The sequence below is a fragment of the Paracoccus mutanolyticus genome (assembly GCF_003285265.1).
Lineage (GTDB): Bacteria > Pseudomonadota > Alphaproteobacteria > Rhodobacterales > Rhodobacteraceae > Paracoccus > Paracoccus yeei.
Genome location: NZ_CP030239.1, coordinates 983,424 through 1,001,153 on the forward strand (window position 1 = coordinate 983,424; position 17,730 = coordinate 1,001,153).

General features: G+C 69.3%; 11 protein-coding genes, 8 pseudogenes and 1 riboswitch. Of the genes and pseudogenes, 13 read left to right on the top strand and 6 right to left on the bottom strand.

The genetic code is table 11. The annotated features are described in order from the left end of the window. Together DPM13_RS05385 and DPM13_RS05390 are read left to right on the top strand one after the other, a co-directional pair. A pseudogene (locus DPM13_RS05385) lies at positions 1-1,742 on the top strand (type I secretion system permease/ATPase). Further along, positions 1,739-3,142 (top strand): HlyD family type I secretion periplasmic adaptor subunit, encoded by a 1,404-nt coding sequence (locus tag DPM13_RS05390; RefSeq protein ID WP_112887602.1) that lies wholly within the window; start codon positions 1,739-1,741, stop codon positions 3,140-3,142. Before DPM13_RS05385 ends, DPM13_RS05390 begins: the two are co-directional and overlap by 4 nt. A 158-nt stretch (positions 3,143-3,300) precedes the next feature. Here the strand turns inward: DPM13_RS05390 and argF are convergent, their stop codons facing one another. The 3 genes and pseudogenes from argF to DPM13_RS05405 form a co-directional block, all read right to left on the bottom strand. Continuing rightward, entirely contained in the window at positions 3,301-4,227 is a 927-nt protein-coding gene (gene argF / locus DPM13_RS05395) for an ornithine carbamoyltransferase (RefSeq protein ID WP_028718998.1), read from the bottom strand. 90 nt (positions 4,228-4,317) lie between these two features. Continuing rightward, positions 4,318-5,484, bottom strand: a complete 1,167-nt coding sequence (locus DPM13_RS05400; protein WP_112887603.1) for an aspartate aminotransferase family protein — start codon at positions 5,482-5,484, stop codon at positions 4,318-4,320. A gap of 162 nt (positions 5,485-5,646) precedes the next feature. Beyond that, positions 5,647-6,466: pseudogene (locus DPM13_RS05405) on the bottom strand (ABC transporter permease). Between the two features lie 143 nt (positions 6,467-6,609). On the opposite strand from DPM13_RS05405, the pseudogene DPM13_RS05410 reads away from it, so the two are divergent. From DPM13_RS05410 to rocF, 5 genes and pseudogenes are all read left to right on the top strand, one after another. Then, a pseudogene (locus tag DPM13_RS05410) lies at positions 6,610-7,250 on the top strand (GcrA family cell cycle regulator). Between the two features lie 19 nt (positions 7,251-7,269). Beyond that, positions 7,270-7,722, top strand: a complete 453-nt coding sequence (locus DPM13_RS05415) for an NUDIX hydrolase (RefSeq protein WP_080622797.1) — start codon at positions 7,270-7,272, stop codon at positions 7,720-7,722. 438 nt (positions 7,723-8,160) lie between these two features. Further along, a pseudogene (locus tag DPM13_RS26655) lies at positions 8,161-8,569 on the top strand (class I tRNA ligase family protein); the annotation flags it as partial. A 120-nt stretch (positions 8,570-8,689) separates the two neighbouring features. Further along, positions 8,690-9,709, top strand: a pseudogene (locus tag DPM13_RS05425) (methionine--tRNA ligase); the annotation flags it as partial. A 38-nt stretch (positions 9,710-9,747) separates the two neighbouring features. Further along, positions 9,748-10,661, top strand: a pseudogene (rocF, locus tag DPM13_RS05430) (arginase). A gap of 432 nt (positions 10,662-11,093) precedes the next feature. On the opposite strand, the pseudogene DPM13_RS05435 reads toward rocF, so the two are convergent. Next, positions 11,094-11,770: pseudogene (locus DPM13_RS05435) on the bottom strand (energy-coupling factor ABC transporter permease). A 30-nt stretch (positions 11,771-11,800) separates the two neighbouring features. After that, a riboswitch (cobalamin riboswitch) is annotated at positions 11,801-12,020 on the bottom strand. An 812-nt stretch (positions 12,021-12,832) separates the two neighbouring features. On the opposite strand from DPM13_RS05435, the gene DPM13_RS05440 reads away from it, so the two are divergent. The 5 genes and pseudogenes from DPM13_RS05440 (at position 12,833) to lpxK (ending at position 15,302) form a co-directional block, all read left to right on the top strand. Continuing rightward, positions 12,833-13,078, top strand: coding sequence for a DUF4170 domain-containing protein (locus tag DPM13_RS05440; protein WP_080621007.1), 246 nt, complete (start codon positions 12,833-12,835; stop codon positions 13,076-13,078). Positions 13,079-13,113: 35 nt separating this feature from the next. Beyond that, positions 13,114-13,500 carry a hypothetical protein gene (locus DPM13_RS22295; RefSeq protein ID WP_223252367.1) on the top strand — a complete coding sequence of 129 codons (387 nt, stop codon included), beginning with the start codon at positions 13,114-13,116 and terminating at the stop codon, positions 13,498-13,500. Next, positions 13,497-13,961: a glycosyltransferase family protein gene (locus DPM13_RS22300; RefSeq protein WP_262983260.1), complete on the top strand. Its 465-nt coding sequence runs from the start codon at positions 13,497-13,499 to the stop codon at positions 13,959-13,961. Before DPM13_RS22295 ends, DPM13_RS22300 begins: the two co-directional genes overlap by 4 nt. Beyond that, positions 13,955-14,182 (top strand): hypothetical protein, encoded by a 228-nt coding sequence (locus DPM13_RS24840; protein WP_262983261.1) that lies wholly within the window; start codon positions 13,955-13,957, stop codon positions 14,180-14,182. The genes DPM13_RS22300 and DPM13_RS24840 overlap by 7 nt, the downstream gene beginning before the upstream one ends. A 134-nt stretch (positions 14,183-14,316) precedes the next feature. Further along, a pseudogene (gene lpxK, locus DPM13_RS05450) lies at positions 14,317-15,302 on the top strand (tetraacyldisaccharide 4'-kinase). A 40-nt stretch (positions 15,303-15,342) separates the two neighbouring features. Here the strand turns inward: lpxK and DPM13_RS05460 are convergent. Both DPM13_RS05460 and DPM13_RS05465 read right to left on the bottom strand, forming a co-directional pair. Beyond that, the gene (locus DPM13_RS05460) at positions 15,343-16,011 is read right to left on the bottom strand and encodes a DsbA family protein (RefSeq protein ID WP_080621009.1); all 669 of its coding nucleotides are present in this window, start codon (positions 16,009-16,011) and stop codon (positions 15,343-15,345) included. Beyond that, the gene (locus tag DPM13_RS05465) at positions 16,008-16,565 is read right to left on the bottom strand and encodes a DUF721 domain-containing protein (protein WP_028718339.1); all 558 of its coding nucleotides are present in this window, start codon (positions 16,563-16,565) and stop codon (positions 16,008-16,010) included. Before DPM13_RS05465 ends, DPM13_RS05460 begins: the two co-directional genes overlap by 4 nt. Before the next feature lie 151 nt (positions 16,566-16,716). Here DPM13_RS05465 and DPM13_RS05470 point away from each other — a divergent pair, with 151 nt between their 5' ends. After that, positions 16,717-17,730, top strand: a complete 1,014-nt coding sequence (locus tag DPM13_RS05470; protein WP_112888707.1) for an A/G-specific adenine glycosylase — start codon at positions 16,717-16,719, stop codon at positions 17,728-17,730.

Sequence of the window (17,730 nt, forward strand, 5' to 3'; positions counted from 1 at the left end):
ATGGCCCTGGCGCCGATGCGACACGACGGCCGAAACGAACTGCTTCAGGCGCGCGGCAACGCCTGGCATCTCTACGCCTTTGTCGGCGTGTTCTCGTTTGCCGTGAACCTGCTGATGCTGACGGGCCCGCTGTTCATGATGCAGGTCTACGACCGCGTCCTGGCCTCGCGCTCGGTGGAAACGCTGACGGCGCTGTTCCTGCTGGTGGTGTTCCTGTTTTTGCTGATGGGCCTGCTGGACCTGGCGCGCAACCGCGTCATGGCCCGCGTCGCCGCCCGCTTCCAGGAACGGATGGAGGGGCGGGTGTTCACCGCCGCGCTGCAGGACGGCGGCGTCACCGGGTCCGAGGCGGTGGTCAAGGGCGGCATGCGCGATCTCGAGGCCGTGCAGCGCCTGATCGGCTCGCCCGTGCTGATGGCGCTGTTCGACCTGCCCTGGGCGCCCTTCTTCCTGGCGGCGGTCTTCCTGTTCCACTGGTTTTTGGGCGCGGTCGCGACGGCGGGCCTTCTGGTCCTGGTCGTGGCCACGCTGCTGAACCAGTGGATGGGCCGCGAATCGCTGCAAAAGGCCAGCATCGCAGCGCAATCGGCCGAACGCATGTCCGACCTTTACCGCGAGGAGGGCGAGCTGATCGGCTCGCTCGGGATGCGGCAGGCGGCCTTCCGGCGCTGGCAGGCCGCCCGCGACACCGCGACCGAGGCCGCGATGCAGGGCCAGGACCGCGCCACCGGCTTCACCGTCTTTTCCCGCACCTTCCGCCTGTTCCTGCAAAGCGCGCTTCTGGCCGCCGGCGCTTGGCTGGTGCTGCGCCAGGAGGTGACGCCGGGCGCGATGATCGCCTCCTCCATCCTGATGGGCCGCGCACTCGCGCCGATCGAACAGGTGGTAGGCGGCTGGTCCATCGTCCAGCGCGCCCAGGACGGCTGGAAGCGGCTGGGCGACCTGCTGTCGCGCCGCCCGCCCAGCCCCGCCCGCACCCCCCTGCCCCGGCCCCGCGCCCAGCTCGAGGTGCGCAACCTGACCGTGGTGCCGCCGGGCCAGACCGCGCCCACCCTGCGCGGCGTCAGCTTCGACCTGGGCCCCGGCCTTGCGCTGGGTGTCATCGGCCCCTCGGGCGCGGGCAAGACCACGCTCGCCCGCGCGCTGATCGGGGCCTGGCCGGTGGCCGGCGGCTCGATCCGGCTCGACGGGGCGACGCTCGACCAATACGATCCCGACGTGCTGGGCGGCCTGGTCGGCTACCTGCCCCAGCAGGTGACGCTGTTCGACGGCACCATCGCCGAAAACATCGCCCGCCTCTCGCCCGACCCGGACCCGCAGCGGATCGTCGCCGCCGCCACCGCCGCCGCCGCGCATCGCATGATCCTGGATCTGCCGCTGGGCTATGACACGCCCGTCAGCCACAGCGGCGGCCGGCTTTCGGGCGGGCAGATCCAGCGCATCGGCCTGGCGCGCGCGCTTTACGCCGACCCGGCGATCTTTGTCCTGGACGAGCCGAACTCGAACCTCGACAACGAGGCTCGGCGGCGCTGAACCTGGCGATCCGCACCATCAAGGCGCGCGGCGGCGCGGTCATCATCATGGCCCACCGCCCCGCCGCGATCAGCGAATGCGAACTGCTTCTGGTGATGGAACAGGGCATGCGCCGCGCCTTCGGCCCGCGCGACGAGGTGCTGCAGTCCGTGGTGCGCAACGCCGAACAGATCGCGCGGTCCAAGGGCCAGGGCGGAGGGGTGACATGACCGACCTGAAACGCGCGCGCGCCGCCGTCGAAAAGCTGCCCCACGACCCGGCCGCGGCCCGTCCGGCGCCGCAGCCGGCGCCACCCGCCGCCGCCCCGCCGCCGGCGCGACCGGACTGGTCGGCCCGGGGCGCCATCCTGCTGGGGGTCCTGTCGCTGGCCCTGCTGGTCGGCGGCTTCGGCCTCTGGTCCGTCGCCGCCCGCATCAGCGGCGCCGTGGTCGCCTCGGGCCAGGTCGAGGTCGAACAGCGCCGCCAGATCGTCCAGCATCCCGACGGCGGCGTGGTCGCCGAAATCCTCGTGCACGAGGGCGAGACCGTCGCCGCCGGCCAGCCGCTGATCCGGCTGGACGGGGCGCTTCTGGGTACCGAACTCGCCATCGTCGAGGGCCAATATTTCGAGATCCTCGCCCGCCGCGGCCGGCTCGAGGCCGAGCGCTCCGACCGCACCGAAATCGTCTTCCCCGAGGAACTGGTCGCCGCCTCCCGCACCCATCCCGACTATCGGGCGCTGATGGCGGGCCAGCAGGACCTGTTCCGCGCCCGCATGGACACGCTGAACCAGTCGCTCGGCCAGCTCGCCAAGCAGGCCGAACAGATCGGCTCGCAGATCAAGGGCATCGACGCCCAGAACGACGCCCTGCAAAAGCAGCGCGACTTCATCGCCCAGGAACTGCGCGACCAGCGCACGCTGCTCGACAAGGGCCTGGCCCAGGCGCCCCGCGTCCTGGCCCTGGAACGCGAGGCGGCGCGCCTCGACGGGCTCCTGGGCGAAACCACCGCCAGCCGCGCCCAGGCGGAAACGCAGCTTGCCGAGATCGACCTGTCGCGGCTGGAAAAATCCGCCGCCTATCGCGAACAGGCCGAAACCGAGCTGCGCGACCTCGGTTACCGCGAACTGGAACTGGCCGAACGCCGCCGCGCGCTGACCGAACAGGTGGCCCGGCTGGAAATCCGCGCCCCGGTCGCAGGCGTGGTGCAGGAATCCCAGGTCACGACGCCGCGTTCGGTGATCCGGGCGGCGGACCCGATCCTTTACATCATCCCGCAGGACCGCCCGCTGGTGGTGGCCGCCCGCATCGCCACGATCAACATCGACGAGGTGCATCCGGGCCAGCAGGTCGTGCTGCGGTTCTCGTCCTTCTCGTCGCGCACGACGCCGGAAATCGACGGCGTGCTCAGCCGCGTCTCGGCCGACACGCTCGTCGACCAGGCGACCCATGTGCCCTATTACCGCGCCGAGGTGACGATCCCGCCCGAACAGATCGCCAAGCTCAAGGGCCTCGACCTGGTGCCCGGCATGCCGGTCGAGGTCTATGTCCAGACCGGCGAACGCAGCCCGCTGGCCTATCTGATGAAGCCGCTCAGCGACTACTTCACCCGCGCCTTCCGGGAAAACTGACGGCGCGCGCCCGCCGGTCCCGCCCCGGGCTTCTGTCGTGTCGAAATATCCCGGGGGAACGCGCCCGCCGGGCGCGTGGGGGCAGAGCCCCCGCCACCCTCGGCCGCCTGCCACACGGGCAGGCACCATCGCAAGCGGTCCCGGGCCGACGGCCGCCTTCAGACCCCCAGGCACCAGCGCATGACGGCCTTCTGCGCGTGCAGCCGGTTTTCGGCCTCGTCGAAGATGACCGAATTGGGCCCGTCCATCACCGCGCTCGTCACCTCGTCGTCGCGATGCGCGGGCAGGCAGTGCATGAACAGCGCATCGGGCTTGGCCCGCGCCATCAGCGCCTCGTTGACCTGATAGCCGCGCAGCTGGTTGTGGCGCCGCTCGCGCGCCGACTGCGGGTCGTGCATCGACACCCAGGTGTCGGTGACCACCAGGTCCGCCCCCTCGACCGCCTTCATCGGATCGCGCTCGATGGCGACGGTCACGCCCTGCGCCCGGGCAAAGGCCACGGCCTCAGGCTCGGGGTCCAGGGTCGAGGGTCCGGTGAAGGTGAAGTCATAGCCGAACTGCCCCGCCGCATGGATCATCGAGGCGCAGACGTTGTTGCCGTCCCCCGACCACACCACCTTGCGGCCCGCGATCGGGCCGCGATGCTCCTCGAAGGTCATCACGTCGGCCATGATCTGGCAGGGATGGGTGCGGTTCGTCAGCCCGTTGATGACCGGCACGCTGGCGTATTCCGCCATCTCCAGCAGCGTCGCCTCCTCGAAGGTGCGGATCATGATCAGGTCGACATAGCGCGACAGCACCCGGGCGGTGTCGGCGATGGTCTCGCCATGGCCCAGCTGCATCTCCTTGCCCGACAGCACCATGGTCGAGCCGCCCATCTGCCGCACCCCCAGGTCGAAGCTGACCCGCGTCCGCGTCGAGGGCTTCTCGAAGATCAGCGCCACCATCCGGTTCTTCAGCGCCAGGTCCGCGTCCAGCGCGCCCCGGGGCTGGCCCGCGCGGGCGTCCTTCATCCGGCGGGCGCTGTCGATCATGCCCCGCAAGGCGGCCTTGTCGGTCAGATGGATGTCAAGGAAACTGTTCATTGTCACTGTCTTTCGATGCTTGCGGCCAGCAAGCCGCGTCGCCGGCGCAAGGTCAAGGCCCCGCGCCGGCCTTTCCGCCCCGGAAAGCCGCTATTCCAGCCGCCCGGCGGCCCGGTCGAGCCGCTGGACGGCCTCGGCGATCTCCGCGTCGGTGATGGTCAGGGGCGGCAGCAGGCGCAGCACGCCGTCGCCCGCCGGCACCGTCAGGATGTGCTCGGCATAGCCCGCCTTGACCAGGTCGGCCGGCGCCACCTTGCACTTCAGCCCCAGCATCAGCCCCTGGCCGCGCACTGACTCGAAGACCTCGGGATGGGCTGCGACCAGCGCCTCCAGCTTCTGGCGCAGCAGCCCCGCCTTGCGGTTCACCTCGGCCAGGAAGGCCGGGTCGGCGACGATCTCCATGACGCGCGCGCCCACCGCGCAGGCCAGCGGGTTGCCGCCATAGGTCGAGCCATGCGTGCCCGCCGCCATGCCCGCGGCCGCGGCCTCGGTCGCCAGCACCGCGCCCAGCGGAAAGCCGCCGCCGATGCCCTTGGCCACCATCATGATGTCGGGGCTGACGGCCGCCCATTCATGCGCGAACAGCTTGCCCGTCCGGCCCATGCCGGACTGCACCTCGTCCAGGATCAGCAGCGCCCCGGTCCGGTCGCACAGCGCGCGCACCCGCCGCAGGTCGGCGTCGGGCAGCGGCCGGATGCCGCCCTCGCCCTGCACCGGCTCCAGCATGACGGCGGCGGTGCGCTCCGAGATCGCCGCCTCCAGCGCATCCATGTCGCCCCAGGGCAGGTGGACAAAGCCCGGCATCAGCGGCCCGAACCCCTTGACCATCTTCTCCCCGCCCGAGGCGGCGATGGCCCCGGTCGAACGGCCGTGGAACGCCCCCTCGAAGGTCAGGATCTCGCTGCGGTCCTCGCCCTTCTCGGACCAGTATTTGCGCGCCATCTTGATCGCCAGCTCCGCGGCCTCGGTGCCGGAATTGGTGACGAAGACGGTGTCGGCGAAGGTATGGGCGACCAGCAGGTCGGCCAGCCGCTCCTGCTCGGGGATCTGGTACAGGTTCGAGACATGCCAGATCCGCCCCGCCTGTTCGGTCAGCGCGGCGACCAGGGCGGGGTTCGCATGGCCCAGCGCATTGACCGCGATGCCCGCGCCCAGGTCCAGGTATCGCGTGCCGTCCGTGGCGATGGCCCAGGCACCCTCGCCGCGCTCAAAGGCGATGGGCGCGCGGTTGTAGGTCGGCAGGACGTGCGAAATCATGGGATTGTCCTCGCGGAATGCCGCGGCAAGGCGGCGCAGGTTGACAGGAAGAAGGGCAGGCAGGATCGGACGTCGAACAGGTCAACGTCGGGGACGGGCAATCTGGGCGGTCCGAACGATCATGGCCGCCAGATAGCGCGAAACCGCCCCCGGCGCAAGGTTTCAGGCCTTCATGCGATAGCCGCGGTCCAGCCAGCGCCAGGCCAGTGCCAGGACCAGCGCCACGGCAAGCCCGCAGACCAGAAGCCCGCGCAGCGCCGGCGCGTCCGACACGCCCGCAAAGCCGTAGCGCGCCCCGTCGATCAGATAGAAGATCGGGTTCCAGTGCGCCAGCGTGCGGAACGGCTCGGGCAGGGCCTGCACCGAATAGAAGGTGCCCGACAGGAAGGACAGCGGCGTCACGATGAAATTGGTGATCGCGGCCATGTGGTCGAACTTCTGGGCGACGATCCCGCCCAGCAGACCCAGCCCCCCCATCAGAAGCGCCCCCAGCACGACGAAGGCCAGCGCCCAGGCGGAGCGCGATCCCCTGGCCGATGACCAGCGCCATGCCCAGGCCGATGGCCCCCGCCACGATCAGCGCGCGCACCAGCGCCCCCGCCAGATAGCCGGTCAGGATCTCGCCCGCCGACAGGGGCGGCATCAGCGTGTCGACGATATTGCCTTGCATCTTGGCCGAGATGATGCTCGACGAGGTGTTGGCGAAGGCGTTCTGGATCACCGTCATCATCAGGATGCCCGGCCCCAGGAAGGCCAGATAGGGCAGGCCCATGACCTCGCCCCGGTTCTGGCCCAACGCCAGGGCAAAGACCACCACGAACAGCGCCGAGGTCATCAGCGGCGCAAAGATGGTCTGCTGCCAGACGTTCATGAAGCGCATGATCTCGCGCTGCGCCAGGGTATAAAGCCCCAGCCAGTTCACGCGGCCGAACCGGCGCACGCCCATCTGGCGAAATCCTGGAATCGTCGGGTCGGGTTGCATCGGCGCTCCTTGAATTTGCGGGTTCGTGCGGGTAAATCTGGCTATCCCCATTCCCGGACCCCGGTTCTAAGGCGGGGTCCCGCGGAATTGAAGACACGAACAGATGTGCACCGGCGACCGTCGCGGTGCAGGAAAGGCAAGCCATGTCCTGGACCGACGAGCGCGTCGAGACGCTGAAACGCATGTGGGCCGAAGGTCAATCCGCCAGCCAGATCGCCAAGGAACTGGGCGGCGTGACCCGCAACGCGGTGATCGGCAAGGTCCACCGTCTGGGCCTGTCGAACCGGGCCGAGGACGAGGCCGCCCCCGCCGAGGCGGCGCCCGCTGCCCCCGTGGCCCCCGCCCCGACGGCGGCTCGGCCCAGCCTCGCCCCGAACCCAAGGCCGCGCCCCAGCCCGCCGCCGCGGCGGCCCCCGCGCCCCAGCCCGACCCCGAGCCCGAGGATGAGGCGCAACCCGCCGCCCCGGCCGAGCCCGCAGCCTCCCAGCCGGCCGGCTTCAACCGCCGCACCATCGTGCCCGCCGGCCAGCCGCTGCCGCCGCAGCCCTCGGCCAACGAGATCAGCCCCGAGGCGCTGGCCTCGGTGCGCGAGGTCGAAAAGCGCGCCCGCAAGCTCACGCTGATGGAACTGACCGAACGGACCTGCAAATGGCCGATCGGCGACCCGGCGACGGACAAGTTCTGGTTCTGCGGCCTGCCCTCGGCCCCCGGCAAGCCCTATTGCGAGGCGCATGTCGGCGTGGCCTTCCAGCCGATGAGTTCGCGGCGCGACCGCCGGCGCTGACCCGGGGATGGCGGCCCGCATGGATGCCGGCGCCTCCCGCCCGGTGCTGGCCGCGCTGGCCGTCCTGCTCGACCCCGGGCCTGACGGCGGGGCGCGCGCGCTGCTGGTGCGCCGCCGCAACCCGCCCGATGCCGGGCTCTGGGGCTTTCCGGGCGGCCATGTCGAACCGGGCGAAACCGCCCTTGCCGCCGCCGCCCGCGAACTGCACGAGGAAACCGGCCTGACCGCCAGCCCGCTCTGCTACATCGACAATATCGACGTGATCGAACGCGACGCCGGCGGCGGGCTGCGCTTTCACTTCCTGCTCGCGGCGGTGCTCTGCCGGCCGACCGGACCGGCGCGCGCGCCCGTCGCCGCCGACGACGCGCTGGACGCCGCCTGGTTCCCGCTGGACGACCTCCGCGCGGGCCGCCTGCCGCTCAGCGCGCGCGTCATCGAAACCCTCGACCGCGCGCTGCAACTCCACCCCTGAAGTCTTTCGTGTCCCAATATCCCGGGGGGACGCGCCCCTTGGGCGCGTGGGGGCAGAGCCCCCTTCCTTCGCCCCCGATGCCGTCCCGTCCGACGCCCGGTGTACGCCCCGTGTACGCGCGGTGCACGCGGGTCACCCCCCGAAACCCCATGTTTTCCCGGGCTTTCGGACCCTTTGCCCGCGCCCCGTTGCGCGGCCAGGCCCTGCAACGCCCGCAGGACTTTCCAAGCCGCCCCATCGCGGCTAGACAGGGCGCCGACCCCTTAGCCGCACCGCATGGACCGGGATGCCGAGGGCCGTGAAGCGATTCATGACCGCTGCGCGGATCTGGACCTCGGCAACCTGGCGGTCGAAGTCCCGTGACATCAGCCGCAGGCCAAGCCGCTTCACGCAGTTCATTTTCGTTTTCACCCACCGCTGCGGCGGGACTACCGGCTCGAACTGGCCGCCAGAAGCGCGGGCAAGCCGGTCGCGGTCTATTGCGCGGAAATGCATGAAATCCAGGCGGAAATCGCCCGGAACTTCGGCCTGTCCTTCGACCATTTCGGCCGCTCCTCCTCGGAACGCAACCACGTCCTGACCCAGCATTTCGCCGGCAAGCTCGACGAAAACGGCTGGATCTCCGAAGTCGAGGAAAGCCAGATCTATTCCATCGACGACGGCCGCTTCCTGCCCGACCGCTATATCGAGGGCACCTGCCCGAACTGCGGCTACGACAAGGCCCGCGGCGACCAGTGCGAGAACTGCACCAAGCAGCTCGACCCCACCGACCTGATCGAGCCGCGCAGCGCCATCTCGGGCTCGACCAATCTCGAAGTGCGCCGGACCAAGCATCTCTACCTCGCCAGCGCGCCTGAATGATCAGACCATCACCAATGGCTTGACAGGGGACCCGCTTCGAGACCGATCCTGACCACCGGAAAGCCGAGCTCGGCAAAGTGCCGCGACAGGGCTTCCGGCGCGCTCGCCACGCGATCTCGACTGGGGCATCCCGGTCAAGAAGGGCGATCAGCCCTGGCCGGGGATGGAGGGCAAGGTCTTCTACGTCTGGTTCGACGCCCCCATCGAATACATCGCCGCTACCGCCGAGGGCACCGACAAGCGGGGCGAGCCCGACAGTGCCTGGCGCCGCTGGTGGCGCCTGGACGAAGGGGCGCAGGACGTGACCTATACCCAGTTCATGGGCAAGGACAACGTGCCCTTCCACACCCTCAGCTTCCCGGCCACGATCATCGGCTCGGGCGAACCCTGGAAGCTCGTGGACTATATCAAGTCATTCAATTACCTCACTTATGACGGCGGCCAGTTCAGCACCTCGCAGGGCCGCGGCGTATTCATGGACCAGGCGCTGTCGATCCTGCCGGCCGATTACTGGCGCTGGTGGCTGCTGTCGCACGCCCCGGAATCCGGCGACAGCGAATTCACCTGGGACAACTTCCAGCAATCCGTGAACAAGGATCTGGCCGACGTTCTGGGCAATTTCGTCAGCCGCATCACCAAGTTCTGCCGCAGCAAGTTCGGCGAGACCGTCCCCGAAGGCGGCAGCTACGGCCCCGAGGAACAGGCCCTGATCGAGGCGCTGACCACCCGCATCCGCGCCTATGAAACCTTCATGGACCATATGGAGGTCCGCAAGTCCGCCGCCGAACTGCGCGCGATCTGGGTCTTGGGCAACGAATACCTGCAATCCGCCGCGCCCTGGTCCACGGTCAAGACCGACCCCGAAAAGGCCGCGATGCAGGTCCGGCTGGGCCTGAACCTGATCCGGCTTTATGCCGTTCTTTCAATGCCTTTCATTCCCTTCGCCAGCGATGCGATGCTGGACGCGATGCGCAGCGGCAACCGCGACTGGCCCGACGACCTGGCCGCCGCGCTGCGGGTCCTGCCGCCCGGCCACGCCTTCACGGTCCCCGAGGTCCTGTTCGCCAAGATCACCGACGAGCAACGCGACGAATGGCAAGAGCGTTTCAAGGGCATCCGGAGCTAGACCGGCCGCGTCCCGCGGCCCCCACCGCAGGAGAACCGATGACCCATTGCATCCTGGTCGGCGCCCCCGTCGACGAAGGCCAGCGCCGCCCCGGCTGCCTGATGGGCCCCGCCGCCTACCGCGTCGCGGGCCTCGCGCGCACCCTGTCGGATCTCGGCCACACGGTCGAGGATCGCGGCGATGTCGCGCCGACCACCCCGCGGGGGTGTCCTGGCGCCTCGCCGTCCACCACCTGCCGGGACGTCGCCTGGTCCAAGGCGCGGTCGGCCGCGCCGCGACCGCCATGTCCGACGGGCTGCCGATCTTCATGGGGGGCGATCATTCGCTGTCGCTCGGCACCGTGGCGGGCGTCGCCTCGCACGCGATGGCGGCGGGCAGGCCGCTGTTCGTGCTGTGGCTGGATGCGCACAGCGATTTCCACACCGTCGAGACGACCAGTTCGGGCAACCTGCACGGCACGCCGATGGCCTATGCGGCGGGGCGGATGGGGTTCGATCCGTTCCCGCCCTTTCCGGCGCCGGTGCCCGGGGAAAACATCTGCCTGTTCGGCATCCGCTCGGTCGATCCGGCGGAACACGCCATGCTCGAGGCGACCGAGATCACCGTCAGCGACATGCGGGTGCTGGACGAACAGGGCATCGCGGCCCCCCTGCGCGCCTTCCTGGACCGGGTCCAGGCCGAAAACGGCCTGCTGCACGTCAGCCTGGACGTGGACTTCCTTGATCCCTCGGTCGCGCCAGCAGTGGGCACCACCGTGCCCGGCGGCACCACCTTCCGCGAGGCGCATCTGGTCTGCGAACTGCTGCACGAATCGGGGCTGGTCACCTCGTTGGACCTGGTCGAGTTGAACCCCTTTCTTGACGATCGGGGCAAGACCGCGCGGCTGATGGTCGATCTGGTCGGCTCGATGATGGGGCGCAAGGTCTTCGACCGCCCGACCCGCAGCTTCTAAGGCTTGCAATGCCCGCCCGCGCCCGCAGGGGCACGCTTGGGGGTTTGGCGGAATGGTAGACGCGGCAGACTCAAACTCCCTGGGGCGCAAGCCTGTGCGGGTTCAAGTCCCGCCGCCCGCACCAGATTTCCTTTCCTATTGAACAATTTGAATACGACAAGCCGGCATCGGAATTCGTGCCGTCTGCGGCCCCTTTTCCGGCGGACGCTTGGCCAAGGTGGTGCGCGGAGTAATACGGCATGCCAAGTCGAATTGAAGCCAGTTCAATCGGCATAAAATCCATTTTGTACATGGCCATGACGCCCGGCTTGGGCGGCGAGACGCGGAGCAAGCCGCGCGTAGCTCTGGCGCAGCTGTATCCCGGCTTCAGGGACGAGTTCTGGCCCGACCGGCAGCGTTTCTGAACACGAAACGCTGCCGCTCAGACAGGCATCAGCCAGCCGAGTGAAGACGAGGGGTGACCCATCCCGATCCTTTGAGGCCCCGGAGTGCCTTGGCACTGGCGAGCACCAGAAGATCGACCACCGGCTCGATCAGGACCACAAGAAGGTAGGCCCCGCCAAAGGTGCTGATGGCGGCCAGGTTGGCTGCGGTCATGCCCTGACCGTAAAGCGCCCAGAATGCCACCCAGGCCACGATGCCGCTCTGATAGGCCAGAGATAGCGACAGGACCTGGCCATAGCTCAGATCCACATAGGCCATGCCGGACGGAATGATGCGGCGGGCGAGGGCCTCAAGTGCAAAGAGCGGCACCAGCAGGGTGGTCACGTTCATGCCGTATTGGGGCAGGTCGAAGGGTGCGAACAGCAGCCCCTGCAGGAGCAGCCCCAAGGCCAGGCCGAACGCCGCAGGCGCCACGCCGAAGATCAGAAACAAGGTCGAGCCGAGGATGAGATGGACCCGGATACTCCGACGGGAAAATGGGGCAGTATCTCGAAGAACGAGAACACTAGGGCCGTGCTGGCAATGGAGCGTGCAGCGAATGACGCTGCCCCTTGCTCGCGCAGCGTGGTCCGAGCGCGCTGGATGGCATAGGCGCCGGCGCCGGCTGCCGTGACATAACTCAGAAGAATCTTGGCCCCATCCACGAGGCCTGGTTCGATATGCATTCGTCTCTCCTTGCCGTCCCACCGACAGCGTTTGACTTCATCTGCATGGCCGGTCTCCTGACTCGCGGGTCACAGCAGCCCTCCCCCTTCCCAGTCCTGACGGACCAGTGGTTTCCTGGAAGGCCGCTCTCCGCATACAGTCGCGGGGGCGGTTGAGGCTTGGGGCACCACTGGTGGTTTGCCCGTTCCCCATTCCCGATTAAGTCCGGGCATTTTACGCCGATCGGACACCATGAAATCTTGTGGTCATCTTGGAGTGCATGCGTCAAGCAGGATTTGACACCTCCGGATATGACATGCCGGGCGTCACCGGGGATTTGCCTAAGCGAATGACCCTTTCAGCACGTGAGGCAACGGGTGGAGATTGCGAGACGTTTCCCGCTATTCGCGCCCGCGTTCACTGATCGGATCAAGATCCGCCCGAACTTTGGCGCGGGCGTCATCGGCCCTGCGGCGCCTCGGACAAGGCACCGCAGAGAAAGACCCGGGCGCCATTTCGCAGCCTGTCGTGAACGGTGGCACGCAGCACCCACTTGCCCCATGCAGGCTCTTGCTTCACCAGCCACAGCCCCGCGCCATCAACATACTTGCCGGGACCTAGAGCCGCAGCCCCCTTGGCGCGCAATCTGCTCTTTGCTCACACAGTTCACCCTTTGCTTCTGGCAATCTGGTGGTCCTTGGCCACCCTCAGGCGGTTGCTCTTTGAGCTGCAATGAACTCGCGAGGCGAGCGCAGAGCGGAATACCAAGGTGTACTAAGAGGCGATGCGATCTGAGCGCTGATGAATCCCAATGTGTGTGTTCAATCCCCCGCACCAGTCCCGACAACACCCACCCCACCGACCGCCGCGGATGGCCCCACCACCGGCCATCCGCGGCGTCAGGCGAAACATTGTCACCCTTACCACCACGACCGGATGCTCCAGGCCCCCTGCCGCTTCCCACATTATTAGCATTGCGAACGATCTTCTGCAAATGCGAAGCGCAGCGGGCTTGATGCAAGTGACAATGCCCGACGCCTCGGCTAGGGTCGCGGCGAAATTCGACAAGCAGGAGAACACCGATGGCGCAGCGCCTTCACCTCGTCTTTGGCGGCGAACTCACCGATCCCACCCGGACCGAGTTCCGCGACACCGGAAACATCCATATTGTGGGGATCTTCCCCGATTACGCCAGCGCCTTCTCGGCCTGGAAGGCCGAGGCGCAGCGCACCGTGGACAGCGCCCACACCCGCTATTTCATCGCCCACCTGCACCGGCTGCGCGACGAGGAACGCGAGGTCAGCCCGACCGAGGAACTGGGCGCCTGATCCCGCCCGGCTGAGGCACCGGGATGGCCAGCGCCATGCAGGCGACCGCATCGCTCGCGCTTTGGCTGCACCTGCGGCGCCGGGCGGCCCTGGCGCATGAGCCCGCCGAGGCCGTCCAGCCTCCGCCGGGCGAGGCGCCGCTGCTGCTGGTCCACCTGTCCGACACGGCCGAGGACCCGCCCCCGCTTGCGGGTCTTCTGCGCACGCTGCTGGCGCGGCGGCCCGGCCTGCGCCTGGCCTTTTCCGGTGGCCCGCTGCCGGCCGCCGTGGGCGCGACCCTGCGCGCCGTGCACGTCGGCCTGCCCCAAGACCCACAGTCGGCCGAGCAGACGATCAGGCGCGGAGCCGCGCGCACGCTGCTGCTGGGCGACAGCCTGCCGTCGGCGCGATCGCGGCGGCCGCGGCCCGGGGCCTGCCCGTGATCCTGGCCGAGGCGCGGCTGGCCGATCAGGCCGACCGCGGCCGCTGGCGCCGCATCCTGGACAGGGGTCTGATGGGCCGCGTCCAGCACGTCCTGGCCCCCGACCAGACGGCGGCGACGACCGCCCGGCAGCTGGGCGCCGATCCCGCGCGGATCGAGGTGACGGGTCCCGTGACCGAACCCTGCCGCCCCTGCCCGCGAACGAGGCCGAGCGCGCGGCCCTGGCCCAGATCCTGCGCGGCCGCCACGTCTGGCTTGCCGCCTGCCCCACCCTGCCCGAGGCCAAGGCCGCGCTTGCCGCGCATCAGGCGGCGCTGCACCACAACCACCGCTCGCTGCTGGTGCTGGCGGGCCTTCCGCCCGAGACCGTCCCCGAGATCCAGGCCGAGGTCGAGGCGCTCGGCCTGGCCGCCGTCCTGCGGTCCGAGGACGACGACCCCGAGGCCGACGACCAGGTGCTGATCGCCGAGGACAGCTATGAAATGGGGCTGTGGTATCGGCTGGCCCCGGTCTGCTTCATGGGCGGCACCCTGTTCGAGGGACCGTCCCTGCCCCTGAGCCGCGCTTCGACATCCCGATACAACGCTTCCCACATCTCGCGCGGGTCCAGGGTTCGGTTGTCGAGGAGGACCAGCAGCACGGTGTCGCAGGGCGCGCCGCGCTTGATGGTGCCGAGGCGCTGACCAGGCCGTCTCGGCCTGACTGCGCCGGACCAGGCGGCGGCGCTGGCGGGCAGCGCCTGGGCGGTCAGCACCGGCGGCGCGGCGGTGCTGCGCCGCATCGCCGATACGGTGATCGCCGCGATGGAGCGCGACGCATGAGCCGGCGCGCCCCCGATTTCTGGTTCCGCCCGGCGGACCTGCAGGCCCGGTTGCTGGCGCCCATTGGCGCGGCCTATGCAGCGGCGACGGCCCGGCGGCTGGCGCGCGGGACCCGGAGCCGCGTCGGCGTGCCGGTGATCTGCGTCGGCAACATCAATGCCGGCGGCACCGGCAAGACCCCCACCGTCATCATGCTGGCGCAGCGCCTGCTAGCGCGGGGGATTGAGGTCCATGTCGTCTCGCGCGGCTATGGCGGCACCGAAAAGGGCCCGCTGCGGGTCGATGAGGCGTGCCACAACGCCGCCCAGGTCGGCGACGAGCCGCTGCTGATGGCGGCCTTTGCCCCGGTCTGGGTCTCGGACGACCGGGCCAGCGGCGCGCGGGCGGCTGTCGAGGCCGGGGCGCGGGCGATCCTGCTGGACGACGGCTTCCAGGACCCGGCGCTGTCCCACGACCTGTCGCTGGTGGTGGTCGATGCGGCGCGCGGCTTCGGGAACGGCCTGTGCCTGCCCGCCGGTCCCCTGCGCGAACCCGTGGACCGCGGCCTTGCCCGCGCCGACCTGCTGCTGTCGATCGGCGGACCCGAGGCGCAAGCCCGCTTTGCCGCCGACTGGGGAGCGCGCCTGGCCCTGCCGCATCTGCGCGGCCATTCCCTTAGATCATAAGAGTCCGATTTTTCAGGTCGGTGATGTCATTGGCATGAATCCGTTTACCCTGCGCACTCATCAGTTCGCCACCCTGCGCACTCTCGGTGCCGAGTCGCGCGGGCCGAGGGCGAGATCTCCAGCTCTGCACCCCAGCGCACTAGCGGACCCGACTTCAGACCGAATCGCGCCTGCTGGGCGCGCAGCTTGTCACCACGGAAAAGGACGCGGCCCGCCTGCCCCGCAGCTTTCGCCCCCAGGTCCTGGCCCTGCCCGTGCGGCTGGAGCTTGAGGACGCCACGCCCCTGGACGACCGGCTGGCCGCCTTGGGGCTGTAGGGGCATGAAAAACCCCGGCGCGAGCCGGGGTTCCTGCGTCTCAGCCCTGCTTGCCGGCTTCGGCCAGCTTGGCGTCGATGATCTTCTTCATGTCCTCCCACGGCTGGTTCTGGACCTTTTCGCCACCGATGACGAAGCTAGGCGTGCCGTCGATCTTGTCCTCGGTCGCGTGCTTCTGGAAGGTGGCGACCAGGTCGGCGACCTTCTGCTTGTCGGCCCAGCAGGCGTCCATCTGGTCGGGCGTCATGCCGGCCTTGGCGCCGATCTTGCGCAGGTTCGCGGCGATCTCGTCTCCGGTCTTGGCGTCCAGCCAGGTCTTTTGTTCGTCGAACAGCATGTCGGCGACGGGATAGTATTTCTCGTCCCCGCCGCAGCGCGCCAGGATCCCGGCCCACAGGCCCACCGCGTCGAAATAGACGTCGCGCTGGATGAAGCGAACCTTGCCGGTGTCGATGTATTCCGCCTTCAGCTTGGGCAGGTTCTCGTCATGGAAGGCGGCGCAGTGCGGGCAGGTGAAGCTTGCGTATTCCACGATGGTCAGCGGCGCGTTCGCCTCGCCCAGGGCGATGTCGGGCAGGACGCGGCCCTCGGGCATCTGCTCGGCGGCCTGGGCGTTCTCGGCGGGCTTGGCGTCCTGCGCCACGGCCGGCACGGCGGCGACGGTCATCGCGGCAACCAGGGCTGCGATCACGGGGCGGAAAAGGGTCATGGATTGGCCTTTCGGTCGTTGGCGTCCCGGCGGGACAGGATGTTCAGGGCCATCTGCCGCATGGCGGCGGAAAGCCGGGGGTCGTCGAAGGCGCGGGCGACCGCCTCGGCCTTTTCCGTCTTGGCGGGATCGGCGGGCACGGCCCGGCGGGGCGCGGGGGCAAAGCCAGCCTGGGCCTCGGCAAAGCCGTTCGCGTCGGCAAATCCGGTCGGCGCCGTCTGGGTCAGGGTGATGCGGGCCACCGCGTTGAAGCCATAGCAGGCATTCACCCGCGCCCGGATCTGGTCCAGCTGCATGGTGATCATGGGCGCCCGCGCGCCCGCGACCAGCAGCACCAGCGTCGCGCCGAAGCCCTTGCCATGGGTGATCTTGACCGGGCGGGTATGGGCGGCAAGCTCCGGGCCCACCACCTCGGGCCAATGGGTCAGCAGGCGGGCGACGGCGAATCCCCGGCCCTCGCCGACCGAGCGGATGCGGTTCGCGACAAGGCTTGCCGCAGCCTCGAACCCGCGCATCCGGCGGCGCGGGGGGGAATCGGCTTTCTTTGGGGCCATGCCGTGACCATATGGTTAGACTGGCGCGCAGAATGGACCCTGCCGCGCCCGGACGCCAGAGCGGAGAGACTGAAAATTGCGTGACCTTCCGGTGATATCGGCCGAGCTTCTGGCCTGGTACGACCGCCATGCCCGCGTGCTGCCCTGGCGGATGCCGCCGGGCGCCGGCGGGGCCGATCCCTATCGCGTCTGGCTGTCCGAGGTGATGCTGCAGCAGACCACCGTGGCGGCGGTGAAGTCCTATTTCGAACGCTTCACCAGCCTGTGGCCGACCGTGCGGGACCTGGCGGCGGCCGAGGACGCCCGGGTCATGGCGGAATGGGCGGGGCTTGGCTATTACGCCCGCGCCCGGAACCTGCTGGCCTGCGCCCGCGCGGTGGCCGCCCGAGGCGGCTTTCCGGACACCCGGGCCGGGCTTGCCGCGCTGCCGGGGATCGGGGCCTATACCTCGGCGGCGATCGCGGCCATCGCCTTCGAACGGCCCGAGACGGTCGTGGACGGCAATGTCGAGCGGGTCGTGGCGCGCCTGTTCGCGGTGGAAACGCCCCTGCCCGGCGCCAAGCCCCGGCTGGTCGCGCTGGCCGAAACGCTGACGCCCCAGGCCCGGCCAGGCGATTTCGCGCAGGCGATGATGGACCTGGGGGCGACGATCTGCACCCCCCGCAGCCCGGCCTGCGGCATCTGCCCGCTGGTCCTGCATTGCGACGCGCGACGCCTGGGCATCGCGGCCGACCTGCCGCGCAAGGCTCCGAAAAAGCCCAAGCCTTTGCGCCAGGGCACGGTCTGGATCGGCCTGACCGCCGACGCCGTCCTGGTCGAGACGCGTCCCGACCGCGGCCTGCTGGGTGGCACGCTGGCCTTTCCCTCGACCGGCTGGGACGGATCGGACCTGCCCCCGCCCGCCCCCGCCGACTGGCAGGAGGTCGGGCTGGTGCGCCATGTCTTTACCCATTTCGCGCTTGACCTGACGGTGATGCGCGCCCGGTTGACCGCGCCGCCGGAACGGGGCACCCTGTCGCCGCTTGGCGCATTCGACCCCGGCGCGCTGCCCGGTCTGATGCGCAAGGCCTGGTCGCTGGCCCGTCCCGGTGCCAATGGTCCCATGCAAGCCCGCCCTGCGACGACGCGTCCCGCTGGCCAGCCGTCCCCCAACCCTTATGAATGA